At 39.5% G+C, this 20812-nt stretch carries 20 protein-coding genes, 3 tRNA genes and 1 rRNA gene; 20 read left to right on the top strand and 4 right to left on the bottom strand.

The genetic code is table 11. The features are described 5' to 3' along the window. Positions 1–213: ribosomal RNA gene (locus WC724_02475) — 16S ribosomal RNA — on the top strand; the annotation flags it as partial. A gap of 339 nt (positions 214–552) precedes the next feature. Here WC724_02475 and WC724_02470 read toward each other — a convergent pair. The 4 genes from WC724_02470 to secG all read right to left on the bottom strand — a co-directional run bounded on the left by WC724_02470 (position 553) and on the right by secG (position 5760). Then, on the bottom strand, positions 553–1713 hold the full coding sequence (locus WC724_02470; protein MFA6077863.1) for an MFS transporter: 1161 nt from the start codon (positions 1711–1713) through the stop codon (positions 553–555). A gap of 8 nt (positions 1714–1721) precedes the next feature. Continuing rightward, entirely contained in the window at positions 1722–3677 is a 1956-nt protein-coding gene (locus tag WC724_02465) for a ribonuclease J (GenBank protein ID MFA6077862.1), read from the bottom strand. A 24-nt stretch (positions 3678–3701) separates the two neighbouring features. Continuing rightward, positions 3702–5465 (bottom strand): ABC transporter substrate-binding protein, encoded by a 1764-nt coding sequence (locus WC724_02460; protein ID MFA6077861.1) that lies wholly within the window; start codon positions 5463–5465, stop codon positions 3702–3704. A 61-nt stretch (positions 5466–5526) separates the two neighbouring features. Further along, positions 5527–5760 (bottom strand): preprotein translocase subunit SecG, encoded by a 234-nt coding sequence (secG, locus tag WC724_02455; protein MFA6077860.1) that lies wholly within the window; start codon positions 5758–5760, stop codon positions 5527–5529. 176 nt (positions 5761–5936) lie between these two features. On the opposite strand from secG, the gene WC724_02450 reads away from it, so the two are divergent. From WC724_02450 to WC724_02360, 19 genes are all read left to right on the top strand, one after another. Beyond that, positions 5937–6245, top strand: a complete 309-nt coding sequence (locus tag WC724_02450) for a co-chaperone GroES (protein MFA6077859.1) — start codon at positions 5937–5939, stop codon at positions 6243–6245. A 12-nt stretch (positions 6246–6257) separates the two neighbouring features. Continuing rightward, positions 6258–7913 carry a chaperonin GroEL gene (gene groL / locus WC724_02445; GenBank protein MFA6077858.1) on the top strand — a complete coding sequence of 552 codons (1656 nt, stop codon included), beginning with the start codon at positions 6258–6260 and terminating at the stop codon, positions 7911–7913. Between the two features lie 117 nt (positions 7914–8030). Continuing rightward, a complete protein-coding gene (locus WC724_02440; GenBank protein ID MFA6077857.1) occupies positions 8031–8591 on the top strand; it encodes a LemA family protein in 561 nt (186 codons plus the stop codon). Between the two features lie 55 nt (positions 8592–8646). After that, on the top strand, positions 8647–9552 hold the full coding sequence (locus WC724_02435; GenBank protein MFA6077856.1) for a zinc metalloprotease HtpX: 906 nt from the start codon (positions 8647–8649) through the stop codon (positions 9550–9552). A gap of 27 nt (positions 9553–9579) precedes the next feature. Further along, positions 9580–10194, top strand: coding sequence for a CDP-alcohol phosphatidyltransferase family protein (locus WC724_02430; GenBank protein MFA6077855.1), 615 nt, complete (start codon positions 9580–9582; stop codon positions 10192–10194). 42 nt (positions 10195–10236) lie between these two features. Beyond that, a tRNA-Ser gene (locus tag WC724_02425) sits at positions 10237–10321 on the top strand. A 220-nt stretch (positions 10322–10541) separates the two neighbouring features. Next, complete coding sequence (locus WC724_02420; GenBank protein MFA6077854.1) at positions 10542–11054, top strand: prepilin-type N-terminal cleavage/methylation domain-containing protein; 513 nt, start codon at positions 10542–10544, stop codon at positions 11052–11054. Positions 11055–11111: 57 nt separating this feature from the next. After that, positions 11112–11585, top strand: coding sequence for a DUF192 domain-containing protein (locus WC724_02415; GenBank protein ID MFA6077853.1), 474 nt, complete (start codon positions 11112–11114; stop codon positions 11583–11585). 293 nt (positions 11586–11878) lie between these two features. Continuing rightward, positions 11879–14176, top strand: coding sequence for an ATP cone domain-containing protein (locus tag WC724_02410; protein MFA6077852.1), 2298 nt, complete (start codon positions 11879–11881; stop codon positions 14174–14176). A gap of 209 nt (positions 14177–14385) precedes the next feature. Then, a complete protein-coding gene (locus tag WC724_02405; protein ID MFA6077851.1) occupies positions 14386–14586 on the top strand; it encodes a hypothetical protein in 201 nt (66 codons plus the stop codon). A gap of 284 nt (positions 14587–14870) precedes the next feature. Then, positions 14871–14942: transfer RNA gene (locus WC724_02400), tRNA-Ile, on the top strand. A gap of 43 nt (positions 14943–14985) precedes the next feature. Continuing rightward, the gene (locus WC724_02395; GenBank protein ID MFA6077850.1) at positions 14986–15621 is read left to right on the top strand and encodes a hypothetical protein; all 636 of its coding nucleotides are present in this window, start codon (positions 14986–14988) and stop codon (positions 15619–15621) included. Positions 15622–15655: 34 nt separating this feature from the next. Further along, a tRNA-Leu gene (locus WC724_02390) sits at positions 15656–15739 on the top strand. A gap of 2 nt (positions 15740–15741) precedes the next feature. Further along, a complete protein-coding gene (locus tag WC724_02385; protein MFA6077849.1) occupies positions 15742–16497 on the top strand; it encodes an aspartate/glutamate racemase family protein in 756 nt (251 codons plus the stop codon). Between the two features lie 8 nt (positions 16498–16505). Beyond that, positions 16506–17798 carry a UDP-N-acetylmuramate--L-alanine ligase gene (gene murC / locus WC724_02380; protein ID MFA6077848.1) on the top strand — a complete coding sequence of 431 codons (1293 nt, stop codon included), beginning with the start codon at positions 16506–16508 and terminating at the stop codon, positions 17796–17798. 80 nt (positions 17799–17878) lie between these two features. Continuing rightward, complete coding sequence (locus WC724_02375; GenBank protein MFA6077847.1) at positions 17879–18430, top strand: hypothetical protein; 552 nt, start codon at positions 17879–17881, stop codon at positions 18428–18430. A gap of 71 nt (positions 18431–18501) precedes the next feature. Continuing rightward, complete coding sequence (gene rsmI, locus WC724_02370) at positions 18502–19179, top strand: 16S rRNA (cytidine(1402)-2'-O)-methyltransferase (protein ID MFA6077846.1); 678 nt, start codon at positions 18502–18504, stop codon at positions 19177–19179. 44 nt (positions 19180–19223) lie between these two features. After that, positions 19224–19517: a hypothetical protein gene (locus WC724_02365; protein MFA6077845.1), complete on the top strand. Its 294-nt coding sequence runs from the start codon at positions 19224–19226 to the stop codon at positions 19515–19517. A gap of 3 nt (positions 19518–19520) precedes the next feature. Then, entirely contained in the window at positions 19521–20792 is a 1272-nt protein-coding gene (locus WC724_02360) for a putative glycoside hydrolase (protein ID MFA6077844.1), read from the top strand. Positions 20793–20812 lie beyond the last annotated feature (20 nt).

Below are 20812 nucleotides of genomic sequence, written 5' to 3'. Positions count from 1 at the left end.
AACTCGACCTCATGAAGTTGGAATTGCTAGTAATCGCGGGTCAGCTATACCGCGGTGAATACGTTCTCAAGTCTTGTACTCACCGCCCGTCAACTCAAGGGAGCCGGGAGTACCCAAAGTATCGCCTAGCGCGGTCCTAAGGTAAGTTCGGTGACAGGGAGTAAGTCGTAACAAGGCACGGCTAGCGGAAGCTGGTCGTGGATCAATTCAAGTGAAAACACGTTGTCTTGCCTAACGGCAGATGATTAAATCGGTCGTTCGTATGTTTACATATGTAGTGAATACTGATGACTATAAACACAGTACATCGCTCGGGAGGAAACCGAGATAAAAGACCTACTTTTGGTTTATCTTTACAGATAAAATGAGAGAGGCTGGATGGAACAAAAGAAAGAATATTTAAGAAGCTTCATTAGTTTCTTAGGAAATTAGCCTTTAGTGAAATAAGTGAATTCTCTCAAAGTAAGTAGAAATGCCCTAAAAAGGGTTTTTTGTGTTGTTACTTTTAGTTACAAAAAAACACCACCTAAGTGGTGTTTTTTTTGCCGAAGATTATTTTGTGTCTTTTAGTATGAAACTATATCGGAGCCCAATTAGCATGACGATGCTTAAGCCTAGAAAGATAAATCGATAGTCAAATACCGAGAGAAAAGCAGAAGCAATCACAGGGGAGATAAGATAAGAGAAAGAACTCATATTTCGAAAGAAGCTGATTATGTGTGCGCCAGAAGCATCAATTTGCTTGAAAAAGTATACCTCAGCCATTGTTTCAATAAAGGTTGCCCCAACGCGAGTTAGAAGTAATGCTCCTGCCCAAACCAGAGCAATTGTCGAGCTGATAAACGATAGAGCTGCTGTAGATATTGTGATAATAAGGAATCCAATAAAGAGCATTTCTTTTTCACCGTATTTTTTATCGGCTAGATTACCAAGAAAGTAAGGGAAGATAATAAATGGCAACAAGGCAATAGGCATAACAATACCTAATATCTGCGACATTGGGATACCAATTTGTGTGTGGAGATAAATAGGGGTATAAATGACCATTACTCCGTAAAAAAACTGAAGTAAAAATTGGACCACAAAAACATTACGAAGATTTTTCTCGCGAAGGATAGTCAGTATTGTTTGAATGAATGAAATACTAGTATACGTATGGTCCGTAAAATTACGTAAATGTTTCCCGATGATGAATAATATAGGCAAAATAAGTATTCCAGATAGAGCATATATTTTTGGATATGAAGCACTAGACATAATGTTTCCAGCAACAAAAGGTCCTATTAAAATTGCGGTACTTACAATAGTTAGGAAAACACCACGAGAGTTCCCAGTTGTTTCGTCATCTGAAAATGATTCCAGAAAAACGGTTAGGGAAAAATACATTATGTTTAAAAATACATGGTGAACAACGAAGAAAAAAACAATAATTCCAGGTGTTGTTATTGTTGAAATAAGAAACAAGGCTACTATTTCGGTGATAGTGGCGGTTACTGCGAGTTTGTAGTTTCCGAATCTTCTTAGAAAAGGAGGCAGGTTAAAAAGTACAATAATACTGGCTAAGGCTGCGACCGTAAAAATTAGACCAACAGATTCTGTTGGAATGAAATTAGAGAGAAAAGAAGATTCGATATAAAGCGTGAGGGAATAGTGAATCGCGTAAAAAAAAGTTGCTAAGTAAATTGCTGTAAGGGTGCTACTTTTATTACTCATTTTTGTTGTTAGATACAGAGAATAACAGGAATGACGATTGGGCGTTTCGCAGTTTTTTGAAGTAGGAATTTAGCAACATTATCTGTGACATTATCCTTAACAAAGTCCACGTTTATTGGATTCATTCCACGGATTGAATCCTCAATCGTTTTCTTGATAACCATTCTAGTACTTCTTAAGAGTTCTTGCGACTCCTTTAGATATACGAATCCACGAGAAATAATATCAGGCGACTTTTTAAGACATCCGCCGGATACATCAATAATGGCAATAATAACGAACATTCCATCCTGAGCTAACATTTGTCGATCGCGAAGAACAACTTCTTGAATGTTTCCAATAGAAAATCCATCAACCATGATGATACCTTTTGGCACATTTTCTTTTAGGGCGACTATCTTTTCTCCTTTATCTTGGATTTCAATTATCATGCCATTATCTGGAATGATAATATTTTCCTCTGGAATTATGCGCTTCGCGATATCGGCGTGCACTCTGTGCATATAGTGATATCCGTGAATAGGAATGAAAAACTTTGGGTTTATTTTTGAGTGAATCCAAGCCAATTCTTCTGCATTAGCATGACCAGATGAGTGAATATCTGAGTTCTTGTAGTGAATGATATGTGCACCTTGGCGGGAGAGATTATCTTTCAGTTTCTGAACATTACGCTCGTTTCCAGGAACTATAGAAGAAGACATGAGAACTGTATCGCGAGAGGTGAGCTTGATGTACTTATGGCTTTTGTTGGCAATACGCATTAGTGCTGCAAATTCCTCACCTTGTGCCCCTGTGACCAAAGCCACTATTTTATCTTCTGGATAATCAGCCATTTGCTCAACTGTAATAATTGCATCCTTGCCAATATTAAGTAGGCCAGCCGCTTTGGTGACCTCAATGTTTGTCTTCATGCTTCTTCCGTCGATAACGATTTTTTTGCCGTATTTTTCAGAAATCTCTAGCATTTTTAGCATTCGCTCAACCTGTGAGGCGAACGTTGAAAGGATTAGGCGCCCCTTAGTTTCTCTAATTACTGTTTCGATGTTCTGATAGACCAATTTTTCAGAAATAGAAAAACCTGGGTTTTCAGAGTTTGTTGAATCACTTAGGAGTAACAGAACTTTTCTGTTTTTGAAAAAACTATAAATTTCTTCTTCGATTTCCGAGACTGCTCCATCAACGTGATCAAGACGAATGTCGCCAGTGTGGACGATGTCACCATACGGTGTCTCTAAGATTATTCCCATTGAATCTGGAATAGCGTGGGTTACTGCAAAAAACGAAACGTTAATGTTTCCAATTTTTACACGCTCGCCACTTTCAACGATACGGAAATCAAGCGCTGGAGCATGAGGAAACTCTTCTTGGCGCTTCTTAATCATAAGCGAGGTGAAGTTTCTAGTGTAAAGAGGTGGGTTGCCAATTTTTTCCATGATATAAGGAATAGCACCAATGTGGTCAAGGTGTCCGTGTGTAATCAAAACAGCTCGAATTCTACCCTTTCTCTCCTCGAGGTATTTGGTGTTTGGAAGGATGTAATCAATACCAGGGGTGTCGTCTTCACTGAACTGAAAACCCATATCAACGACGAAAATATCCTCGCCAATCTCAAAAGCGGTCATGTTTTTTCCTATTTCCTCAACTCCACCTAGTGGAATAATACGGATGCTTTCACCAAGTTCTGGAATTTTATGAACAGTATTATCTCGTGGTGGGTACGAAGTTGGGCGTGGGCCTCTACCACCGCTGTGTTGACGGCGGTGTGTGCTTGTACCACTTCCGCCTTGAGGACGAGCCCCAGTGCGACCACTTTGGGCGCCACTAAAACGAGCAGGAGCTGCTGCGCGCGCTGGAGTACTTCCAGTACTGGTACCACTTTGTAAGTTAGGGAACTTGCGAACAGGGCGTCGTGGGTGCGCTGATGGTTTTGCATTTCCTGTAGGTTTTTCAATTCTTTCTGACATGTTTTTAATTAATTTAATTTTTTATTAGATAATATTTTCTTTGTTGGCAAAAATCTTCCAAACGTTTTCTGTTTCCAAATACCATTTGTGAACTGCGGTGAATCTTTCTGATGGTACTGTTGTTTCTCCAAAATCAACTCCTTTTAAATCTTTTTTGAGAACATAGATAAAGTCGGGGGAGTAAAGGAAGATTGCTGGCACGTCGTTTGATATTTCTTTTTCTAGTGACAAATATGCCTCTTGGCGTTTTTTGTCATCAAGTGTCGTTCTCGCTGTTTCAAGTAGTTTGTCGACTGTTGAATTTGCATAAACTGCGATATTGAGCCCTGGGTCGTTTCTTTGTGATGAGTGCCAAAACGCGTATGGGTCTGAATCTTGCCTTATTATTTCTCCGAACAAAAGTGCATCATATTTTCTTGGGCGAATAATATTTTGATTCAAGTCTCCTGATTCAAAAATTCGTATTTCAATATTTGCTCCAAGTTTTTCCCACTGGCTTTCTGCTAGTAAAGCAGCGGCCTTTAGTTCCGGGGTGTCCGCGGTTGTTATTGAAAAAGAAAGGGGAGTGGTGACTTTTTTTACTGTTTTTTCAAGAACCTTTTTTTCTTCATTCCACTTCCACCCAGCTTTTTCTAGTGTCTTCCTAGCTTCTGCAATTTTTTCTTCTTGGCTAGGAGAATCAGGGCCAGTATATGCTGGGACATAGTTTTCTCCCGTTTTGGGGATTGGTCCGTACGCAGGGACTCCGTAGCCATAGAGGACTGAGTCAATAATGGCTTTTCTGTCGATAACACTGTTTAGTGCTCGCCTTACGACTATATCTGATAGTGCCGGCGATTGGTTCTGGTTAAAAAAGATACCAAAGATTCTAGGAAGCGGTGTGGTTATTATTTGGAATTTTTCAGAAAGATCCTTGGCATATTCTGGGGCGATGGCATTTATATTGTCTACATCACCTTTTTCAAGAGCTGAAACAAGATCTTTTTCGTTTGCATAAAAACGAATTGTTATTGTGTTGATATTTGGTTTACCTAACGAAAAATTACTAAATGAGTTTAGTTTGTAGTAGGCAGGAATTCCAGAAGAGTCTTTTTTAATGGACTCTATTTTGTATGGGCCAGAGCCGACACCGTTTGTATTAAAATCGCTTAGATTCATTTGCTCAACACTGATATTTTTCCAGATGTGTTTTGGCAAAATACCCAAGGTGGCATTCTCTAGAAATGGAGTATATGGCTGTTTTAATACAAACCTTATTTTCTTCTCGTCTAAGCGCTGAACAACAACACCCTCCCAGTTTAAACGTTTCGGGCTTTTTAGGGTTGGGTCCTGAGCTTTGTTTATAGTAAATTCAATATCCTCTGTTGTTATCGTCTCTCCGTCATGGAAGGTTATGTTGGTTTTTAGTGTAAAAGTGTAAGAAAGTCCGTCTTTTGAAATTTCATAACTTTCCGCCAAATCAGGGACAATTTCCCCGTCAGGCATACGACGAAGTAGCCCTGAATAGACGAGCTCTGTTATGTCTCTATCAGCATCTGATATCGCTAATATTGGGTTGATCAATCGAGGCGTCCCGATAATACCTTCTACTAGTGTTCCTCCGCGAGCTGGAACAGTGGCGGAGAATTCCTGATTAATTTTATATGTGAGCCATAGGAAACTTACAACAAAAAGCCCAGCGAGCACTAGAAATAACTTCTTCTCTCTATGAGAAAAAGTGCCGACTGCTCGGGCAAGTTCTTTTTTAGAAGGGAGACCACTCCCAGCTGTATTATTAGCTTCGTTCACGAGAATTATTTTGGTTTATTTAAAATCGCCAATAAATAAAATATGTTGGCGTTTTGGAGTCTTATCTAACGATTAGAGCAAGGAAGGAAGAAACAGCAAATAAAAGGGCGATTATTATCGTCGCATTAAAGAGTACTTTTTCTACTCCTCTTTTGCTGTGTTGCCAGCTTGTTCCTTCTCCTCCACCTAACGCTCCGCCCGTATCAGTGCCAGACTGCTGAAGCAGTATTGCGGCAATGAGGAGAACAGAAAGCGCGACTTGAACCCAAGGGAGGGTAGTAGCGATAAGTTCCATATGCAAAAACATTACCAAAGGACACAATAAAATGCAATAGTTGTCTTTAATAAACATTTTGACAGCTATATACAGACGTAATATTATATTGCCGTATTTATTGTGAAGTAGTATATAATCGTTGTTTCAAGGGGTCTCATTAATTAATTTAATTTTATTAATAACTAAATAAAAAAATGAAAAAAGAATCAAAAATCATTCCGCTTGGAGACAGAGTTCTTGTTAAGCCGTTTTCAGAGGAAGATACAAAAAAAACTAAGAGCGGAATTATTATTCCCGAAACAGTAGATAAAGAGCGACCAGAGCAGGGGAAGGTCATTGCTGTCGGTGAAGGAAGAACAACGGACGAAGGAAAAGTTCTACCAATGAAGGTTAAAGTTGGAGATATTGTTATTTTTTCAAAATACGGACCAGACGAAGTTAAGGTTGATGGAGATGAATACTTTATGTTGAAGGAAGAAAACATTTTGGCGATTATTAAATAATTTTTTAAAACTATGGCAAAACAAATAATTTTTAATGAGAAGGCGCGTCAACTTTTAAAAAATGGTGTTGATAAGGTTGCCGATGCTGTGAAAATAACAATTGGTCCACGAGGTCGAAATGTTGTTTTGGATAAGGGCTACGGAGCCCCGACAATCACTAACGATGGGGTTTCAATTGCAAAGGAAATTACCCTCTCCGATAAGTTCGAAAATATGGGAGCGGAGATTGTGAAAGAGGTCGCAAACAAAACAAACGAAAATGCTGGTGACGGCACAACAACCGCTGTTGTTCTAACTCAGGCCATTATTGCGGAGGGGATAAAGCAAACAACGATGGGTGTTAATGCGATGGGAATACGTCTTGGTATCGAGAACGCAGCAAGCGAAGTAGTCGTTGCTTTGAAGAAGATTGGTAAAGAAATAAAAACAAAAGAAGAGATAATGCAGGTTGCCTCTATCTCTGCCGAATCAAAAGAAATTGGGAAAATTATTGCCGATACTATTGGTAAGGTTGGTAAGGATGGAGTAGTGACAGTAGAGGAGTCGCAATCGTTTGGTATCGAATCTGAAATAGTAGAAGGGATGCAGTTTGATAAGGGGTATGTTTCGCCATACATGATAACCAACACCGACAGAATGGAGGCGGAATATCGTGATGTCCCACTTTTTATTACAGACAAAAAGATCTCAAGCATTAAAGATATTTTGCCTTTGCTTGAAAAATTAGCCCAGACCGGCAAAAAAGAGATTGTCATTATTGCCGACGATGTAGATGGGGAAGCGCTGGCTACATTTGTGGTCAATAAGATTCGTGGAGCATTTTCGGTGCTTGCCATTAAGGCTCCTGGATATGGAGACAGAAAGAAAGATATTCTTCAGGATATTGCTGTCTTGACTGGCGCTAAGGTTGTTTCAGACGAGCTTGGAATTAAGCTTGAGAATGTAGACATGACAGTTTTAGGGCGAGCAAATAAAATAATCGCCACAAAAGACAGTACTACTATAGTGGGAGGAAAAGGTAAAAAGTCCGACATTGAGGCGCGTGTTTCTCAGTTGAAGAAAATAAAAGAGAAGACTGAGTCAAAGTTTGATGTTGAAAAAATAGAAGAAAGATTGGCAAAGCTAACTGGCGGAGTCGCGATAATTAAAGTCGGCGCAGCGACAGAAACGGAGATGAAGTATTTGAAATTGAAAATCGAAGATGCTGTTAATGCTACAAAGGCTGCAATAGAAGAGGGGATCGTACCTGGTGGTGGCGTTGCGCTTATTAGAGCCGCACGATCTGTTGAAGTATCGCTTAAGAATGTTCCCGCATACGCTAAAAGTTTTGAATCAGAATTTATGGTCGGAGTTAGTATTCTTTTGAAAGCGCTTGAAGCACCATTAAGGCAGATTGCAATTAATGCCGGAAAGGATGATGGCTCGGTTATTGTCGATAAGGTTAAAAATGCAAAAGGTTTGTCTGGATATGATGCTGCGAACGACACGATTGTTCCGGATATGGTTTTGGCTGGTATTATCGACCCCCTAAAAGTAACAAGAAGTTGTGTGCAGAATGCTTCTTCCGCTGCGGCCGTTTTACTTACAACTGAAGTTGCGATTGCTGATGAGCCAAAAGAAGAATCCTCGCCAGCTCTAGGTAGAGGGGGAATGGGGATGGATTACTAAAAAATATTTCTCAAAAAAACTCCACGAAATGGAGTTTTTTTGTTGCTTGATTTTCAGACCAAGCCTGTCATAATTCCGTTTATATCATTTATTTTTAACTTTTAATTAAATTATTTTATGACACCTACAAGTATTATTTTAGCCGTCGTTGCCGTAGTTGTTGCTTGGGTGATATTCGCTTACAACAGCTTTGTTTCTTTGGTAAATAGAACAAAAGAAGCGTGGTCAGATATTGATGTGCAATTAAAACGTCGCTACGACCTTATCCCAAATCTTATTGAAACAGTTAAGGGATATGCATCTCACGAAAGTGGTGTTTTTGAAAAAGTAACAAAGGCTCGCTCTCAAGCAATGCAGGCTGGTACGCCGGCAGAGCACACCGCATCAGAAAACATGTTGTCTGGCGCGCTTAAGAGTCTTTTTGCTGTTTCAGAAGCATACCCAGATCTTAAGGCAAATCAGAATTTCCTCTCTCTTCAGGCAGAACTTTCAGACACGGAAAATAAAATTCAAGCTGCTCGTCGTTTCTACAACACAAACGTTCGCGACTTAAACACAGGAATAGAATCATTCCCAGGTAATGTAATCGCTGGAATTTTTAAGTTTGAAAAACAAGAGTTCTTTGAATTAGACGAAGCCAACTCCGCTGCTCGCAATCCAGTTGAGGTTAAGTTTTAGTTTTATCTTTCTTTTCTACTTAGCTAATAAATCTAACAGCTAATTTCCTGTTTTCATGCAAAATCCATATACACATCAAACAGAAAATACACTAAAGACATGGTTTATCATGACTGTGTTTTTTGTTGTGGTTATTGGAGTTGGTTGGTTTGCAAGTTTGTACTTTGGAAACCCAAGCATTCTTTATGTAGCAGTTGCTTTAAGTGTCGGAATGAACATCGCGAGTTATTGGTTCTCCGACAAAATTGTTCTTTCAATGACTGGTGCCAGAGAGGCAACACGTAGTGAATTTTTTACTTTCTATACTACTGTGGAAAATCTTTCGATAACCGCAGGGCTACCGATGCCGAAACTCTACGTGATCGATGATCCCGCCCCAAACGCTTTTGCTACAGGACGAAATAAAGAGCACGCGGTTGTTGCCGCGACAACAGGACTTCTTCATCTTTTGGATAAAAATGAACTTGAGGGAGTGGTAGCACACGAACTTTCTCATATTGGAAACAAAGATATGCTCGTCTCTACTGTTGCTGTTGTGTTAGTTGGGTTTGTAACAATTATTTCTGACATGGCGATGAGAGCTTCTTTTTTTGGTGGCAATAATGAACGTGATAGTAAGGCGAGTGGTGTGATTATGATTATCGGTTTAGTTCTTATGGTCTTGGCACCGATTGCCGCATCTCTTCTTCAGCTCGCGATTTCGCGCAAGAGAGAATTTTTAGCAGATGCTTCTGGTGCACTTTTGACTAGGTATCCCGAAGGTTTAGCTTCGGCACTTAAGAAAATAGGAGGATATAATCGTCCAATGATGAAGGCAAATAACGCTACGGCACACCTTTTTATTTCGAATCCTTTCGGTGTAAACGGAGAAGCTAGTGAGAAGACCCCATTTTTGGTTAAGATTTTTTCTACCCACCCACCAATCAATGAAAGAGTTAATGCTTTGGTTGGGGATAAGTAATTGGTGCATAAGCAGTATGATGTACTAATGTTTAAAATTAAAAGTCGTCTCTGGAATGAAATAACAGAAACAAAGGTTGAGGTTGGAATAAAAGACAGAGTTATAAGCCGTATCTTTGAACCAATTTTGCCGGCTTTTATTTTACCGAACCATATAACTGTTTTTCGTTTTGTTTCGATACCGTTTGTGACGTACCTTTTGTTTTACGAATATCACGTGACTGGTTTTATCTTGTTTGCGATATCGGCTTTTAGTGATGCTCTCGATGGCGCAATCGCTCGCACTCGTGGACAAATTACGGATTGGGGTAAATTATTTGATCCACTAGCGGACAAACTATTAATAGGGATTGCCGGTTTTATTTTGATTTCGCGTTTTTTGTCGCCAATTCTTATTGCTGCAATCATTTCAATCGAACTACTTCTCATCTTCAACGCTTATTATCGTAAAAAATTTAAAGGGGAAGTTGTGGAGGCTCGTGGAGTAGGGAAGACAAAAATGGTTTGTCAGTCGTTTGGAATAGGCCTTATCGGTATTTACACCATCTACTCAATTCCACTTTTGTTAACCTTCGCCTCGTTGTTTCTATACACAGGAGTGTTTTTGGCTCTCGTAAGTCTTTTTGTTTATCGTTCAATTTAGTTTTGCGTTATCGGTTTTTTTCTGCGACAATAGCTTCGCTATGGAGGCGTCGCATAGCGGTCTAGTGCGCAGACCTGGAAAGTCTGTGTGGATAAAACCACCGGGAGTTCGAATCTCCCCGCCTCCGCAAAATAATAAATAAAATACGTAGCATTTTATGCTTATATTTTGCGAGATGGCGGGGAGATTCGAAAGACGGAGACGCGAAGGCGTCGAGTCGGGGTAGCGCAAATTTTCAGCAGAAAATTATACGTAACCGAATCTCTGCCAAACCCATTAAAACAAGGTTAAAAATGTATAAAAACTAACGTTTTTGTTATAATCTTTATTATAGACAATTAAGTTTTATGCATTCGATTTCTTCACTTAAAAACAAAAAAGGTTTTACTCTTATTGAACTGTTAGTAGTCATCGCTATTATTGGAACCTTATCGTCTATAGTTCTTGCTTCGTTAAATACAGCGAGAGTGAAAGCTAGAGATACGAGAAGATTAGCTGATATCAATCAGCTAATTAAAGCAATAGAAATGTATCATACCGATAATGGTTTTTATCCTACGTGTGTTGGTGGAGTTAATCCTGATTATTGCACAACTACCGGCTCAGGTGGTTACGCCAACTTAAGTACGTTGAATGTTAAACCCACCTATATGAGTAAGATTCCACAAGATCCATCCAACGTCGCTGGGCAATATGGTTACTATTATGCTAGAGGATATAAACCTACTGGTAGCATCCCTCCTTATGTACAAACAAGTAGTGATCAAAATTATATAGTTGGCACCAGACTAGAAAATAGTTCTAGTCCTGTATATACCGGGTGGGACAATCCAAATCTAAATGTTTACAAAGGCCAATAATTTTTTAAGTGAAAATATTTAAATTGTTTTAATGTCTTTAAAAAAATAAATTATTTCATGCGCAATTTAATTCCGAAGTGGCTTGGTCTTATTATTTTTTTAATTACTTTGCTGTATCTCATTTCTTTTTTTTATCAGCCTCAACCAAGAGAAAAAGTTTTACCAGAAACAATTACCGAAGTAGTAGCTGTTTCAATCGGCGATGTGGTGATAAACACGTTTATCTCAGAGACAAGAGAAGAAAGAAGTCGTGGATTATCAGGGCGAAAAGCTCTTTTGCCAAACGAAGGCATGTTATTTGTGTTTGAGAAGCCAGACCTTTACGGGTTTTGGATGAAAGATATGAATTTTGGAATAGACATTATTTGGATTGATGAAAATAAAAAAATTATTTACATGGAAGAGAATATTTTACCGGAATCTTTCCCAATAATTTTTCAACCAATATTGCCAGCGCTGTACGTTTTGGAGGTTCCTAGTGGCTTCGTTTTTACAAACAAAATAAAAATAGGGGACAGTGTCATTTTTTGAGTTTCTGGAAAAATTAATAGCAGGTTAGCTTTGGGCAGACGAAGAACGCTTTTACGGCCTGATTTACTGTTTTGTTTTTAAGAAATTAATCTCAAAAATAAACGAAGACAGCTGTTTAGGCGTGGTTTCTCGCGGTAAAATTTCGTACGGGGTTTACAAAAAAGATTTTATGTTTTTTGTATGTTTATTTGTGGCAATCCACAGTGCTGGTGGGATGCTTTTGTTGTAAAATGACCTCTAAGAGCTCGTGATGAGCTATTTTTTACCAGTTTTTTTAATTTTTTAATAAAAATATGTCGAAAATCGCAAAAGTTGCACAGAAAGTACCGTTACTAATCAAAAAAATTCAAAAACGTGATGGGTTGATAGTTGATTTTGATATCGATCGAGTTACAAGTGCTGTGCACAAAGCGATGATTGCAACTGGTGAAGGGAGCGAGAAGGAAGCAGAATATATTTCTCGTAAAGTTTACTCTGAACTTTTACGTGTGAATAAATTGGTGAAAAATTTCCTTCCAACCGTTGAAGGAATTCAAGATTTCGTTGAAACACAGCTCATCACAGAAGACTATGCTAAAACAGCAAAGGCCTACATCCTCTATCGAGAAGAACGTTCAAGACTACGTCGCGAGGTTGGAGAGGTTCCAGAAAAAGTTCGAAAGCTTTCTGAGGAAAGTAAAAAATATTTTAGGAATGTACTTGGTGAATTTATTTATTACCGAACATATTCTCGTTGGATTGAAGGGGAGGGTCGTCGCGAAACATGGGTTGAGACCGTCGATCGCTATGTTGATTTCATGCGCGAGAATCTCGGAAAAAAATTAAAAGAAGAAGAGTATAAAGAAATTAGAGAAGCAATTTTGAAACAAGAAGCAATGCCATCAATGCGACTTTTCCAATTCGCTGGACTTGCTGCACGCAAGACAAATATTTGCGCATACAACTGTTCATTCATTGCCCCAACTACATGGCAAGATTTCGGAGAAGTTATGTACATATTAATGTGTGGTACTGGTGCTGGTTATGCTGTTGAGAATCAAAACATCGATAAGCTTCCTTCAATCAAATATCAAACAGGGAAAAAAGCATCAAAGCATGTTATTGCCGACAGTAAAGAAGGTTGGGCAGACGCTCTTGTTCTTGGAATGAAGACTTGGTCAGAAGGGAAGGATATTGATTTTGATTATTCAGCACTTCGACCAGCTGGTGCTCGTTTGAAAACTATGGGAGGAAAATCATCAGGACCTGATCCAATCCGTTCCGTTATTGATTTTACTCGCGAGAGAATGTTGAAGAAGCAGGGACGCAAACTCTCACCTTTAGATGCTCACGACATTTTGTGTAAGATTGGCGAATGTGTCGTTGCGGGAGGCGTCAGAAGAAGTGCCATGATTTCTCTTTCAGATTTGGGTGACGTAGAGATGCGAGACTCCAAAAAAGGGCCATTTTACTACACAGATCCACAGCGTGCCCTCGCAAACAACTCAGCTGTATATATAGACAAGCCAACAACAGAAGAATTCCTAGATGAATGGGTCGCCTTGATGAAATCAAAGTCTGGAGAGCGCGGAATCTTCAACCGTGGTTCTTTGGCTAAGACCCTTCCAGAGCGTCGTCTTAAGTTTATGGACCAGCACATAACAAATGGACGCATGACCGGTCCAGTTGGAACAAATCCATGTGGGGAAATAATTCTACAGTCAAAACAGTTTTGTAATCTTTCGGAAGTTATTGCTCGACCAGGAGATACAGTAGAGAAACTTCTTAAGAAAATTAGAATCGCAACAATCATTGGAACCTATCAATCAACACTCACAAACTTCCCATATCTTTCAAAAGAGTGGAAAGAAAATTGTGAAGCAGAAAGATTACTAGGAGTTTCAGTCACTGGTCAGTGGGATTGTCCAACAGCGCGCAAGGCAGATGTTTTAGATAAACTTCGCGCGGAAACAATTAAGGTGAATCAACAGTACGCCAAAAGATTTGGAGTAAATCCTTCGACAGCTATCACTGCAGTTAAACCATCTGGAAATCTTTCGCAGACAGTTGATTCTTCTTCTGGAATGCACCCTCGCTTCGCTCCGTTTTATATTCGTCGCGTTCGTATTGCCTCAACCGACGCTCTTTTCAAAATGTTGAAAGACCAAGGAGTTCCTTATCATCCTGAGGTTGGTCAAACAGCAGATACGGCAACAACATTTGTTATAGATTTTCCTGTTCGCGCACCAAAGGGTTCCATTTTTAAAAATGACCTAACTGCGATTGATCAATTGGAATACTGGAAGATGTATAAAGAACACTACACTGAACACAATCCTTCGACGACGATTTCAGTTGGCGACACGGAATGGATTGATGTCGGTCATTGGGTATACAAGAATTGGAATATTGTCGGGGGACTTTCTTTCTTGCCACGCGATAATCATGTTTATCAACTTGCGCCATATGAAGAGATTGATGAGAAAAAATATATTGAATTGTCAAAACGATGGGAACACATTGATTTCTCGAAGATAGTGACTTACGAGAAAGTTGATGAGACAGAAAATAAAGCAGAGCTTGCGTGTGTAGCAGGGGTATGTGAGATATAGGAAATAGAAAATTAGTAAATTAGGCTAAAAAGAAATTACCAAGACAGTAATTTCTTTTTAGTTATAGGCGATTAGTTTGTAAAATAACACTTTAAAATCAAGGTGATTCATGGTATTGACTTTTTAGCTATTATGTGATTGAATAGATAATAGGAGCATAACTCAAGGAGAGAAGCATGCAGAGAAGCACACAGTACTTTGGAAGAGACGTGAAGGACATTGTCTACAGGAGGGAAAGCAACGGCACCATCGCTCAGTATTTCTGGGGGGTGATGGCGGTCTTGGCGGTGTTCTACATGATCTTCAGCATGGCCGCATTTGTTAGCGCGGCCAACGGCGAATACGTGCCACTTTCGTGGTTTTGGCTCGCACCGTTCAAATTGGCGAGCATTCTGCATCTGTACTGGTGAAAAGCCAGATCAAAGCCGTCCCGGTTTCATCGGGGCGGTTTTTCATTTCTGTGTTGCCCGCGAGGGCACTTTTTGTTATAGTTTCGTCGTTGGTTTTTACTTGCGAGTGTACCCGCTCGTAAAAAAGAAGTACGTTCGGGCATGGTTTAGTGGTACCCGCCCGAACGACTGACATCGTTCAGTCGGGCGGGGAACGCTGTCCTGATATACGCAATTAAGAAATTGGTATATATTCGGTTCATTCGGTTTCAATAATGGTGTTTTGTAAGAAAGGTGTCTTGTATGCGAGTGTAGTTCAGTGGTAGAACGCTGTCCTGATAAGACAGAGGTCGAAGGTCCGATTCCTTCCACTCGCACATTTTTTCTCAGCTTTTTGTTTTTATTGTATAATTTAAAGATATGAAGGAATACCATTTCAACATAGAAGAAGCCATTAAATTTGGTTGGCAGAAAACAAAGAAGCATTTTTGGTTGGTTTTCTTTGTGATGATTTTCTCTCTTTTTTCCTCGACTGTTTTAGAAATGGTTTCTCGCGCCTTTGAGCAGAACGGCAATTTTTGGGGACATTTCTTTTTTTCTTTTTTTGCTTGGGTTTTTAATGCAATTGTAAATATTGGAGTTATTCACATAGCCTTAATGTTTTTGGAAGAAAAAAGTGTTAAGTTTAAGAATTTTTTTGATAAGTCTCATCTTTTTTTGAATTATCTAATTGGGACTTTGTTTTATTTTGTGATTGTTATTTTTGGTCTTGTTTTACTTATCGTTCCGGGAATCATTTTTGCCATAAGATTTCAGTTTTATAAATTTTTGATTATCGATAAAGAGCTCAACCCACTCGAAGCTCTTACTGAAAGCTGGATGATGACAAAAGGTCAGGGTTGGCACCTTGTTAGGGTCTTTTTGGCAATTATTGGATTGAACCTCTTGGGCGTACTAGCTTTGGGTATTGGTTTGTTTGTAACAGTTCCAATGACCTTTTTTGCGTACACGCTTATATATAGCAAGCTCGCTAAAATTAATTTTGCGGATAAATAAAAACAAATTGTATTTTGTGGAAATTGGTGAGAAAGCCCGAGTGGTGAAATTGGTAGACACGCAACGTTCAGAGCGTTGTACTCGTAAGGGTGTGGAGGTTCAAATCCTCTCCCGGGCACTATGATTGGAATTTTTGATTCAGGCTCGGGTGGCCTTACTGTTTTGAAAGAAATAATCGCACGATTACCACAGGCTAATTTTGTTTATTTTGGAGATTTAAAAAATTCTCCTTATGGAGAAAAGACCCCCGAAGAACTTGGTGCGCTCACTGTACTTGGAATGCAAAGATTGCTTAGTGAGGGTGCTACGCAGATTGTCAGCGCCTGTAATAGTGTTTCTTCAAATATTGTTATGCCAATGTTTGATATTTTAGATATTAAACCGATTGATATTGTTGAGATGGTTGGTCCGACAGTTCGAGCTTTTAGGGAAAGGCGAAGTTCAAGAATACTTCTTGTTGGCACAACAGCGACGATTCGTTCAGGAATTTATCAGAATGGATTTTTGGCACTTGGTATGGATGTTGAAGCTTACCCCATTCCGTACTTAGCCGGGGCAATCGAGGAGGGAACATCTGAAGCGGGAATGCGCGGAATGATTGCCAATGTTTTAGAAAAACACAAAGGTAAATTTGATACATTAGTGCTTGCTTGCACACATTACCCAATAGTTGAAGATATTTTTCGTGACGTGGTTGGTAACGATGTAGAAATTTTTAACCCAGCATTCGTTGTTGCCGAAGAGGTCGCTGGGCGATTTAACGAAAAAGGGGAAGGAGGTCTTCGCTTTGTTATTTCCAAAGACTCGCCATTTTTTAGGCAAAAAGTAAAAGAAATTTTTGGGTCTAAAAATTATACTATTGATGTGTTAAGCTAATTTTTACAATGGATTTAAAAAAATATAACAACATTCATTTTATAGGTATTGGAGGCATAGGTGTGTCGGCAATAGCGAGAATGATGATTTTGGAGGGAAAAAAAGTTTCCGGATCGGACGTTAAAGAATCTGAAATTACTAAAGAGCTAGCTCTTTCTGGGGCAACTATTTTCGTTGGGCATAAGAAAGAAAACGTTGGAGATGGTGTTGATTTGGTTGTTTATACCGTTGCTGTAAATAGTGATAATCCAGAATTTGTGTCAGCAAAAGAGCGAGACATCGTCTACCTGTCTTACCCAGAAGTACTTGGGTTAATTTCTAAAAATAAAAAAACAATTGCAGTATCCGGAACGCACGGCAAGACAACAACCACCGCAATGATTGCCAAAATTTTTATTGACGCGGAAAAAGACCCAACAGTTGTGGTTGGCAGCAAGTTGCTTGAGGAGTCTGCTTCTGGGAGGAGTAATTTTGTTGCAGGGAGAGGAGAGTATTTTATAGTTGAAGCTTGTGAATATCGACGTTCATTTTTGAATATCAACCCAACAATCGGAGTGATTACAAACATTGATAATGATCACCTTGATTATTATAAAGATTTGGAAGATATCAAAAGCGCCTTTAAGTCTTTTGTTGAATTGATTCCAAGAGAAGGGGTTTTGGTATGCGATCGTGGCGATGAGCGGCTGATGGATATTGTAAACAAAACAACGTCTACCGTTGTCGACTATATGGATTTTTATGATAGCGAAATAGAAATGCTTGTTTTAGGGGAACACAACAGAAAAAACGCGGCGGTCGCACTTGCCGTCGCTAATGTGGTTGGGATAGATATTTCCAGAGCAAAAAAATCACTTAAAGAATTTAAGGGTACATGGCGAAGATTTGAGTACAAAGGAAAGAGTGAAAACGGAGCTCTTATTTACGATGACTACGGGCACCATCCAACAGAGGTTGTAGCAACACTTTCTGGGGCTCGAGAAAAATTTCAAGATAAAAAAATTACAGTTGTTTTTCAGCCCCACCTTTATTCGCGCACAAAATTATTATTAAATGACTTTGCAAACGCATTTAATGATGCCGATACTGTTTTAATTGCGCCAATATACGCTGCGCGGGAACAATTTGACGGAAGTATCAATAGTGAAATGCTTGCTTCAAAAATTGGTAATAAGGCCAAGTCGTTTTTTGGTTTTACAGACATAGAAGGTCATCTCAAAAGCACCCTAAAAGATGGCGATGTTTTAATAACAATGGGGGCTGGTGATGTTTTTAAAATAGGGGATAGTTTAATTAAGTAATCTGATATAATAAGTCTTTAGGAACTCTTTGTTATTTTGTTGCCAGTGCTTGTGGCCAATTCTTTGTGTGGGGGTGAAAAATGGAAAAAGCTAAGTGTTTGTTTTGTGAGCGTGTTCGTAAGAACATTTCGTTCTACCTGATTATCGCATTAGCATTATTGATGCGAGCAATTAACCACGTAGCTCTTTTCGTTGGGCAGAAAATGAAGGCCAGCGGTAAAAAACTCGTTGAGTGGGGTTCGGTAGAAACTCCACGTTGGACTTCAGACCTTCTGCAAAGGATGCATCGGGTCGACGTGGAAATACATACGAACGGGCGAGTATTCAGGGGTCCACTTTATGCCGTATATCGCCAGTTTATTGTTGGCGAGACCCTTGTTCTATGTATGAATTGGGTCAAGGAGTGTAGTGAATTCGGAGAAGCGGTGACGCAATCCGGATCATGTAGCTTTAGACTCGAGAAGTTCGGTCACCCACATTTAATCAAGGGGAACAATGAGGATGCTCGCGGGCACGGCAATTTGTGGTTTATGTTCAAGGGAGGATGGGCGGTTGTTTATCTCGGCCGACACGAGGAGCGTCTCGTATTTCAAGGAGACGAAGAAGTGCCGAGAGTCTACAGCTACTACTGAAGGAGGAGTGAGCAGTCCGGGTGCGAAAGCACCCGGTTCACTTTTTGTTAGATTTCATTTAGGATTCAAATATGACTACGTTTTTTATCGTTGCGACACCAATCGGAAACTTAGAGGATATAACCTTGAGGGCTATTCGTGTACTGGGAGAGGTTGATGCAATTCTTTGTGAAGATACACGAGTGACTGCAAAACTTCTGTCGAGATACGAAATCAAAAAGCCACTGATTCGTTATGATGCACATTCAACTGACGCAACACTTAAAAAAATTTTCGGACTAATTGAAGAAGGGAAGTCGCTAGCACTTGTTTCAGATGCTGGGACTCCAGCTATCTCTGACCCAGGCTCTCATTTAGTTGGAAAGCTCAGAGAGAGGTTTTCCTCTGAGGAAATCTCAATCGTCACTATTCCTGGGCCATCAGCATTAACCTCTGCTTTATCTGTTGCAGGAATCCCAGCTTCGGAGTTTTTGTTTTTAGGGTTTTTGCCACATAAAAAAGGAAGAGAAACAATATTCAAAGAAATTGTCGAAACAAAACGGCCAGTAATTTTTTATGAATCTCCTCACAGAATTTCGAAGGCCCTTGATAGTTTAAAAAAGTTTTGTCCGGAGCGTAAAATTATAATTGGACGTGAACTTACAAAAATTCACGAGGAAATGCTTTTTGGTACAGCCGACGAACTGATTTTATTTTTTGAAAAAAACAAAGAGAAAATCCGCGGAGAGTTTGTTGTAATTGTTAATTAATACATGTGTTTTGTTGCTGGGAAGCAATACGTTATACTGAAGTTATGTCAAAAAAGAGAACAATCATTTTACTCGGTATTTTAACGGCCATTTTACCACTGACGGGTTTCCCTGGGGCGTGGCGTTCATTTTTTACGTTTGTATTTGGTGTAGCAATCTCGACACTAGCCTTTATTGCCTATCGAAGTGGTGAACGTAGCGAACCGTTGGAGAAAAAAGAAAATTCTTTTACTGAAAATATGGTCCCCAAAATAGCAACAAACAATAGCTCAACGACAATTGGTGATGCTGTTCCTGGTGATAACAAAGAGCCAGGCGGGTTTATGGGGTCAATATAGTAAATGGTTAAAAAAAATATTAAAAAACCATTTTTAGTCGGAGGCCTTTTAACGGGGTTTTTCGCTGTTTCGTATTTTGGTATTGCTCAGTTAACACAGAATGTTTACTTAAACGAAGATCAAAATATTAAAAAAGAAGAAAAATTAAAGGAAGTTGCCAGTGTTAAGGCGGCTGACACTAAAGCTTCTGGAGAATCGGTAAAAACAGAATTGTCGGTTGTTCATCTTAAAACTCCAGAACCACTAAAGGGAATTTATATGACAGCGTGTGCGGGAAGTATGCCATCATTTCGCGAGCGTTTAGCAAAAATCGCCGATGACACAGAAATAAACGCTATCATTATTGACGTGAAAGATTATAGCGGAACTATTTCTTTTAAGTCAGATAACCCACTTTTGAAAGATAACTCTGCTTCTGGTTGTAAAATTTCTGACCTCCGTGAATTTGTGGCAAGTCTTCACGAAAAAGGTATTTATACAATTGCCCGCATAACCGTTTTTCAGGACCCGTATTATTCAAAGAAGCACCCAGAGCTCGCTGTTAAGCGTGCAAGCGATGGTGCAATTTGGAAAGACAGAAAAGGACTTTCGTTTATTGATGTTGGAGCTAAGCCTTATTGGGACTACATAATTGCTTTGGGGGAAGAATCTTACAAACTAGGTTTTGATGAGTTAAATTTTGATTATATTCGTTTTCCTTCAGATGGAGATATGAAGGACATTGATTTCACTTGGAGTAAAGGAAAAAACAAAGCAGTTGCACTTGAAGAATTTTTTGTGTATTTACACGAAAAACTTTCACCAACTGGAGCCAAGCTTTCAGCTGATCTTTTTGGGATGACCACAACCAATACTGACGACTTAAATATTGGCCAAGTTCTTGAACGAACACTTCCATATTTTGACTATGTGATGCCGATGGTATATCCGTCACACTACCCACCATATTTTAATGGGTGGAAGAATCCAAATTTACATGTTTATGGCGTGGTCAATTTTTCTATGTCGCATGCCGTTTCTCGCGCCGAGGCAACAACCACACCAATATACTTGAAGGGGAGCTATCGCATTGGTACAACAACCCCACCAAGGTATACAAAAACCCCAGAAAATCGCTTAAAATTGCGACCATGGCTTCAGGATTTTCAATACGGTGGAACTTATGGGGCGACCGAGGTTAGGGCACAAATTAACGCAACTTACGACGCCGGCCTTACCTCGTGGATTTTGTGGGATCCTGCAAATAAGTACACATTAGGAGCCTTAGAGAGATAAAAATCGTCCAAATTTTCCAT

The organism is Candidatus Paceibacterota bacterium, from assembly GCA_041661305.1.
In the GTDB taxonomy this organism is placed as follows: Bacteria; Patescibacteriota; Minisyncoccia; order Phycocordibacterales; family VMEP01; genus VMEP01.
This window is presented reverse-complemented; position numbering and strand designations above follow the sequence as displayed.

What these genes read in the sequence shown, in the direction of transcription:
- WC724_02420 (MFA6077854.1), top strand. Translation starts at nt 10,542, where the DNA reads ATGCATTCGATTTCTTCACTTAAAAACAAAAAAGGTTTTACTCTTATT.
- WC724_02465 (MFA6077862.1), bottom strand. Translation starts at nt 3,677, where the DNA reads ATGTCAGAAAGAATTGAAAAACCTACAGGAAATGCAAAACCATCAGCG.
- WC724_02365 (MFA6077845.1), top strand. Translation starts at nt 19,224, where the DNA reads ATGTCAAAAAAGAGAACAATCATTTTACTCGGTATTTTAACGGCCATT.
- WC724_02440 (MFA6077857.1), top strand. Translation starts at nt 8,031, where the DNA reads ATGACACCTACAAGTATTATTTTAGCCGTCGTTGCCGTAGTTGTTGCT.
- murC (MFA6077848.1), top strand. Translation starts at nt 16,506, where the DNA reads ATGGATTTAAAAAAATATAACAACATTCATTTTATAGGTATTGGAGGC.
- WC724_02385 (MFA6077849.1), top strand. Translation starts at nt 15,742, where the DNA reads ATGATTGGAATTTTTGATTCAGGCTCGGGTGGCCTTACTGTTTTGAAA.
- WC724_02450 (MFA6077859.1), top strand. Translation starts at nt 5,937, where the DNA reads ATGAAAAAAGAATCAAAAATCATTCCGCTTGGAGACAGAGTTCTTGTT.
- WC724_02470 (MFA6077863.1), bottom strand. Translation starts at nt 1,713, where the DNA reads ATGAGTAATAAAAGTAGCACCCTTACAGCAATTTACTTAGCAACTTTT.
- secG (MFA6077860.1), bottom strand. Translation starts at nt 5,760, where the DNA reads ATGGAACTTATCGCTACTACCCTCCCTTGGGTTCAAGTCGCGCTTTCT.
- rsmI (MFA6077846.1), top strand. Translation starts at nt 18,502, where the DNA reads ATGACTACGTTTTTTATCGTTGCGACACCAATCGGAAACTTAGAGGAT.
- WC724_02435 (MFA6077856.1), top strand. Translation starts at nt 8,647, where the DNA reads ATGCAAAATCCATATACACATCAAACAGAAAATACACTAAAGACATGG.
- WC724_02375 (MFA6077847.1), top strand. Translation starts at nt 17,879, where the DNA reads ATGGAAAAAGCTAAGTGTTTGTTTTGTGAGCGTGTTCGTAAGAACATT.
- WC724_02395 (MFA6077850.1), top strand. Translation starts at nt 14,986, where the DNA reads ATGAAGGAATACCATTTCAACATAGAAGAAGCCATTAAATTTGGTTGG.
- WC724_02410 (MFA6077852.1), top strand. Translation starts at nt 11,879, where the DNA reads ATGTCGAAAATCGCAAAAGTTGCACAGAAAGTACCGTTACTAATCAAA.
- WC724_02360 (MFA6077844.1), top strand. Translation starts at nt 19,521, where the DNA reads ATGGTTAAAAAAAATATTAAAAAACCATTTTTAGTCGGAGGCCTTTTA.
- WC724_02430 (MFA6077855.1), top strand. Translation starts at nt 9,580, where the DNA reads ATGTTTAAAATTAAAAGTCGTCTCTGGAATGAAATAACAGAAACAAAG.
- groL (MFA6077858.1), top strand. Translation starts at nt 6,258, where the DNA reads ATGGCAAAACAAATAATTTTTAATGAGAAGGCGCGTCAACTTTTAAAA.
- WC724_02415 (MFA6077853.1), top strand. Translation starts at nt 11,112, where the DNA reads ATGCGCAATTTAATTCCGAAGTGGCTTGGTCTTATTATTTTTTTAATT.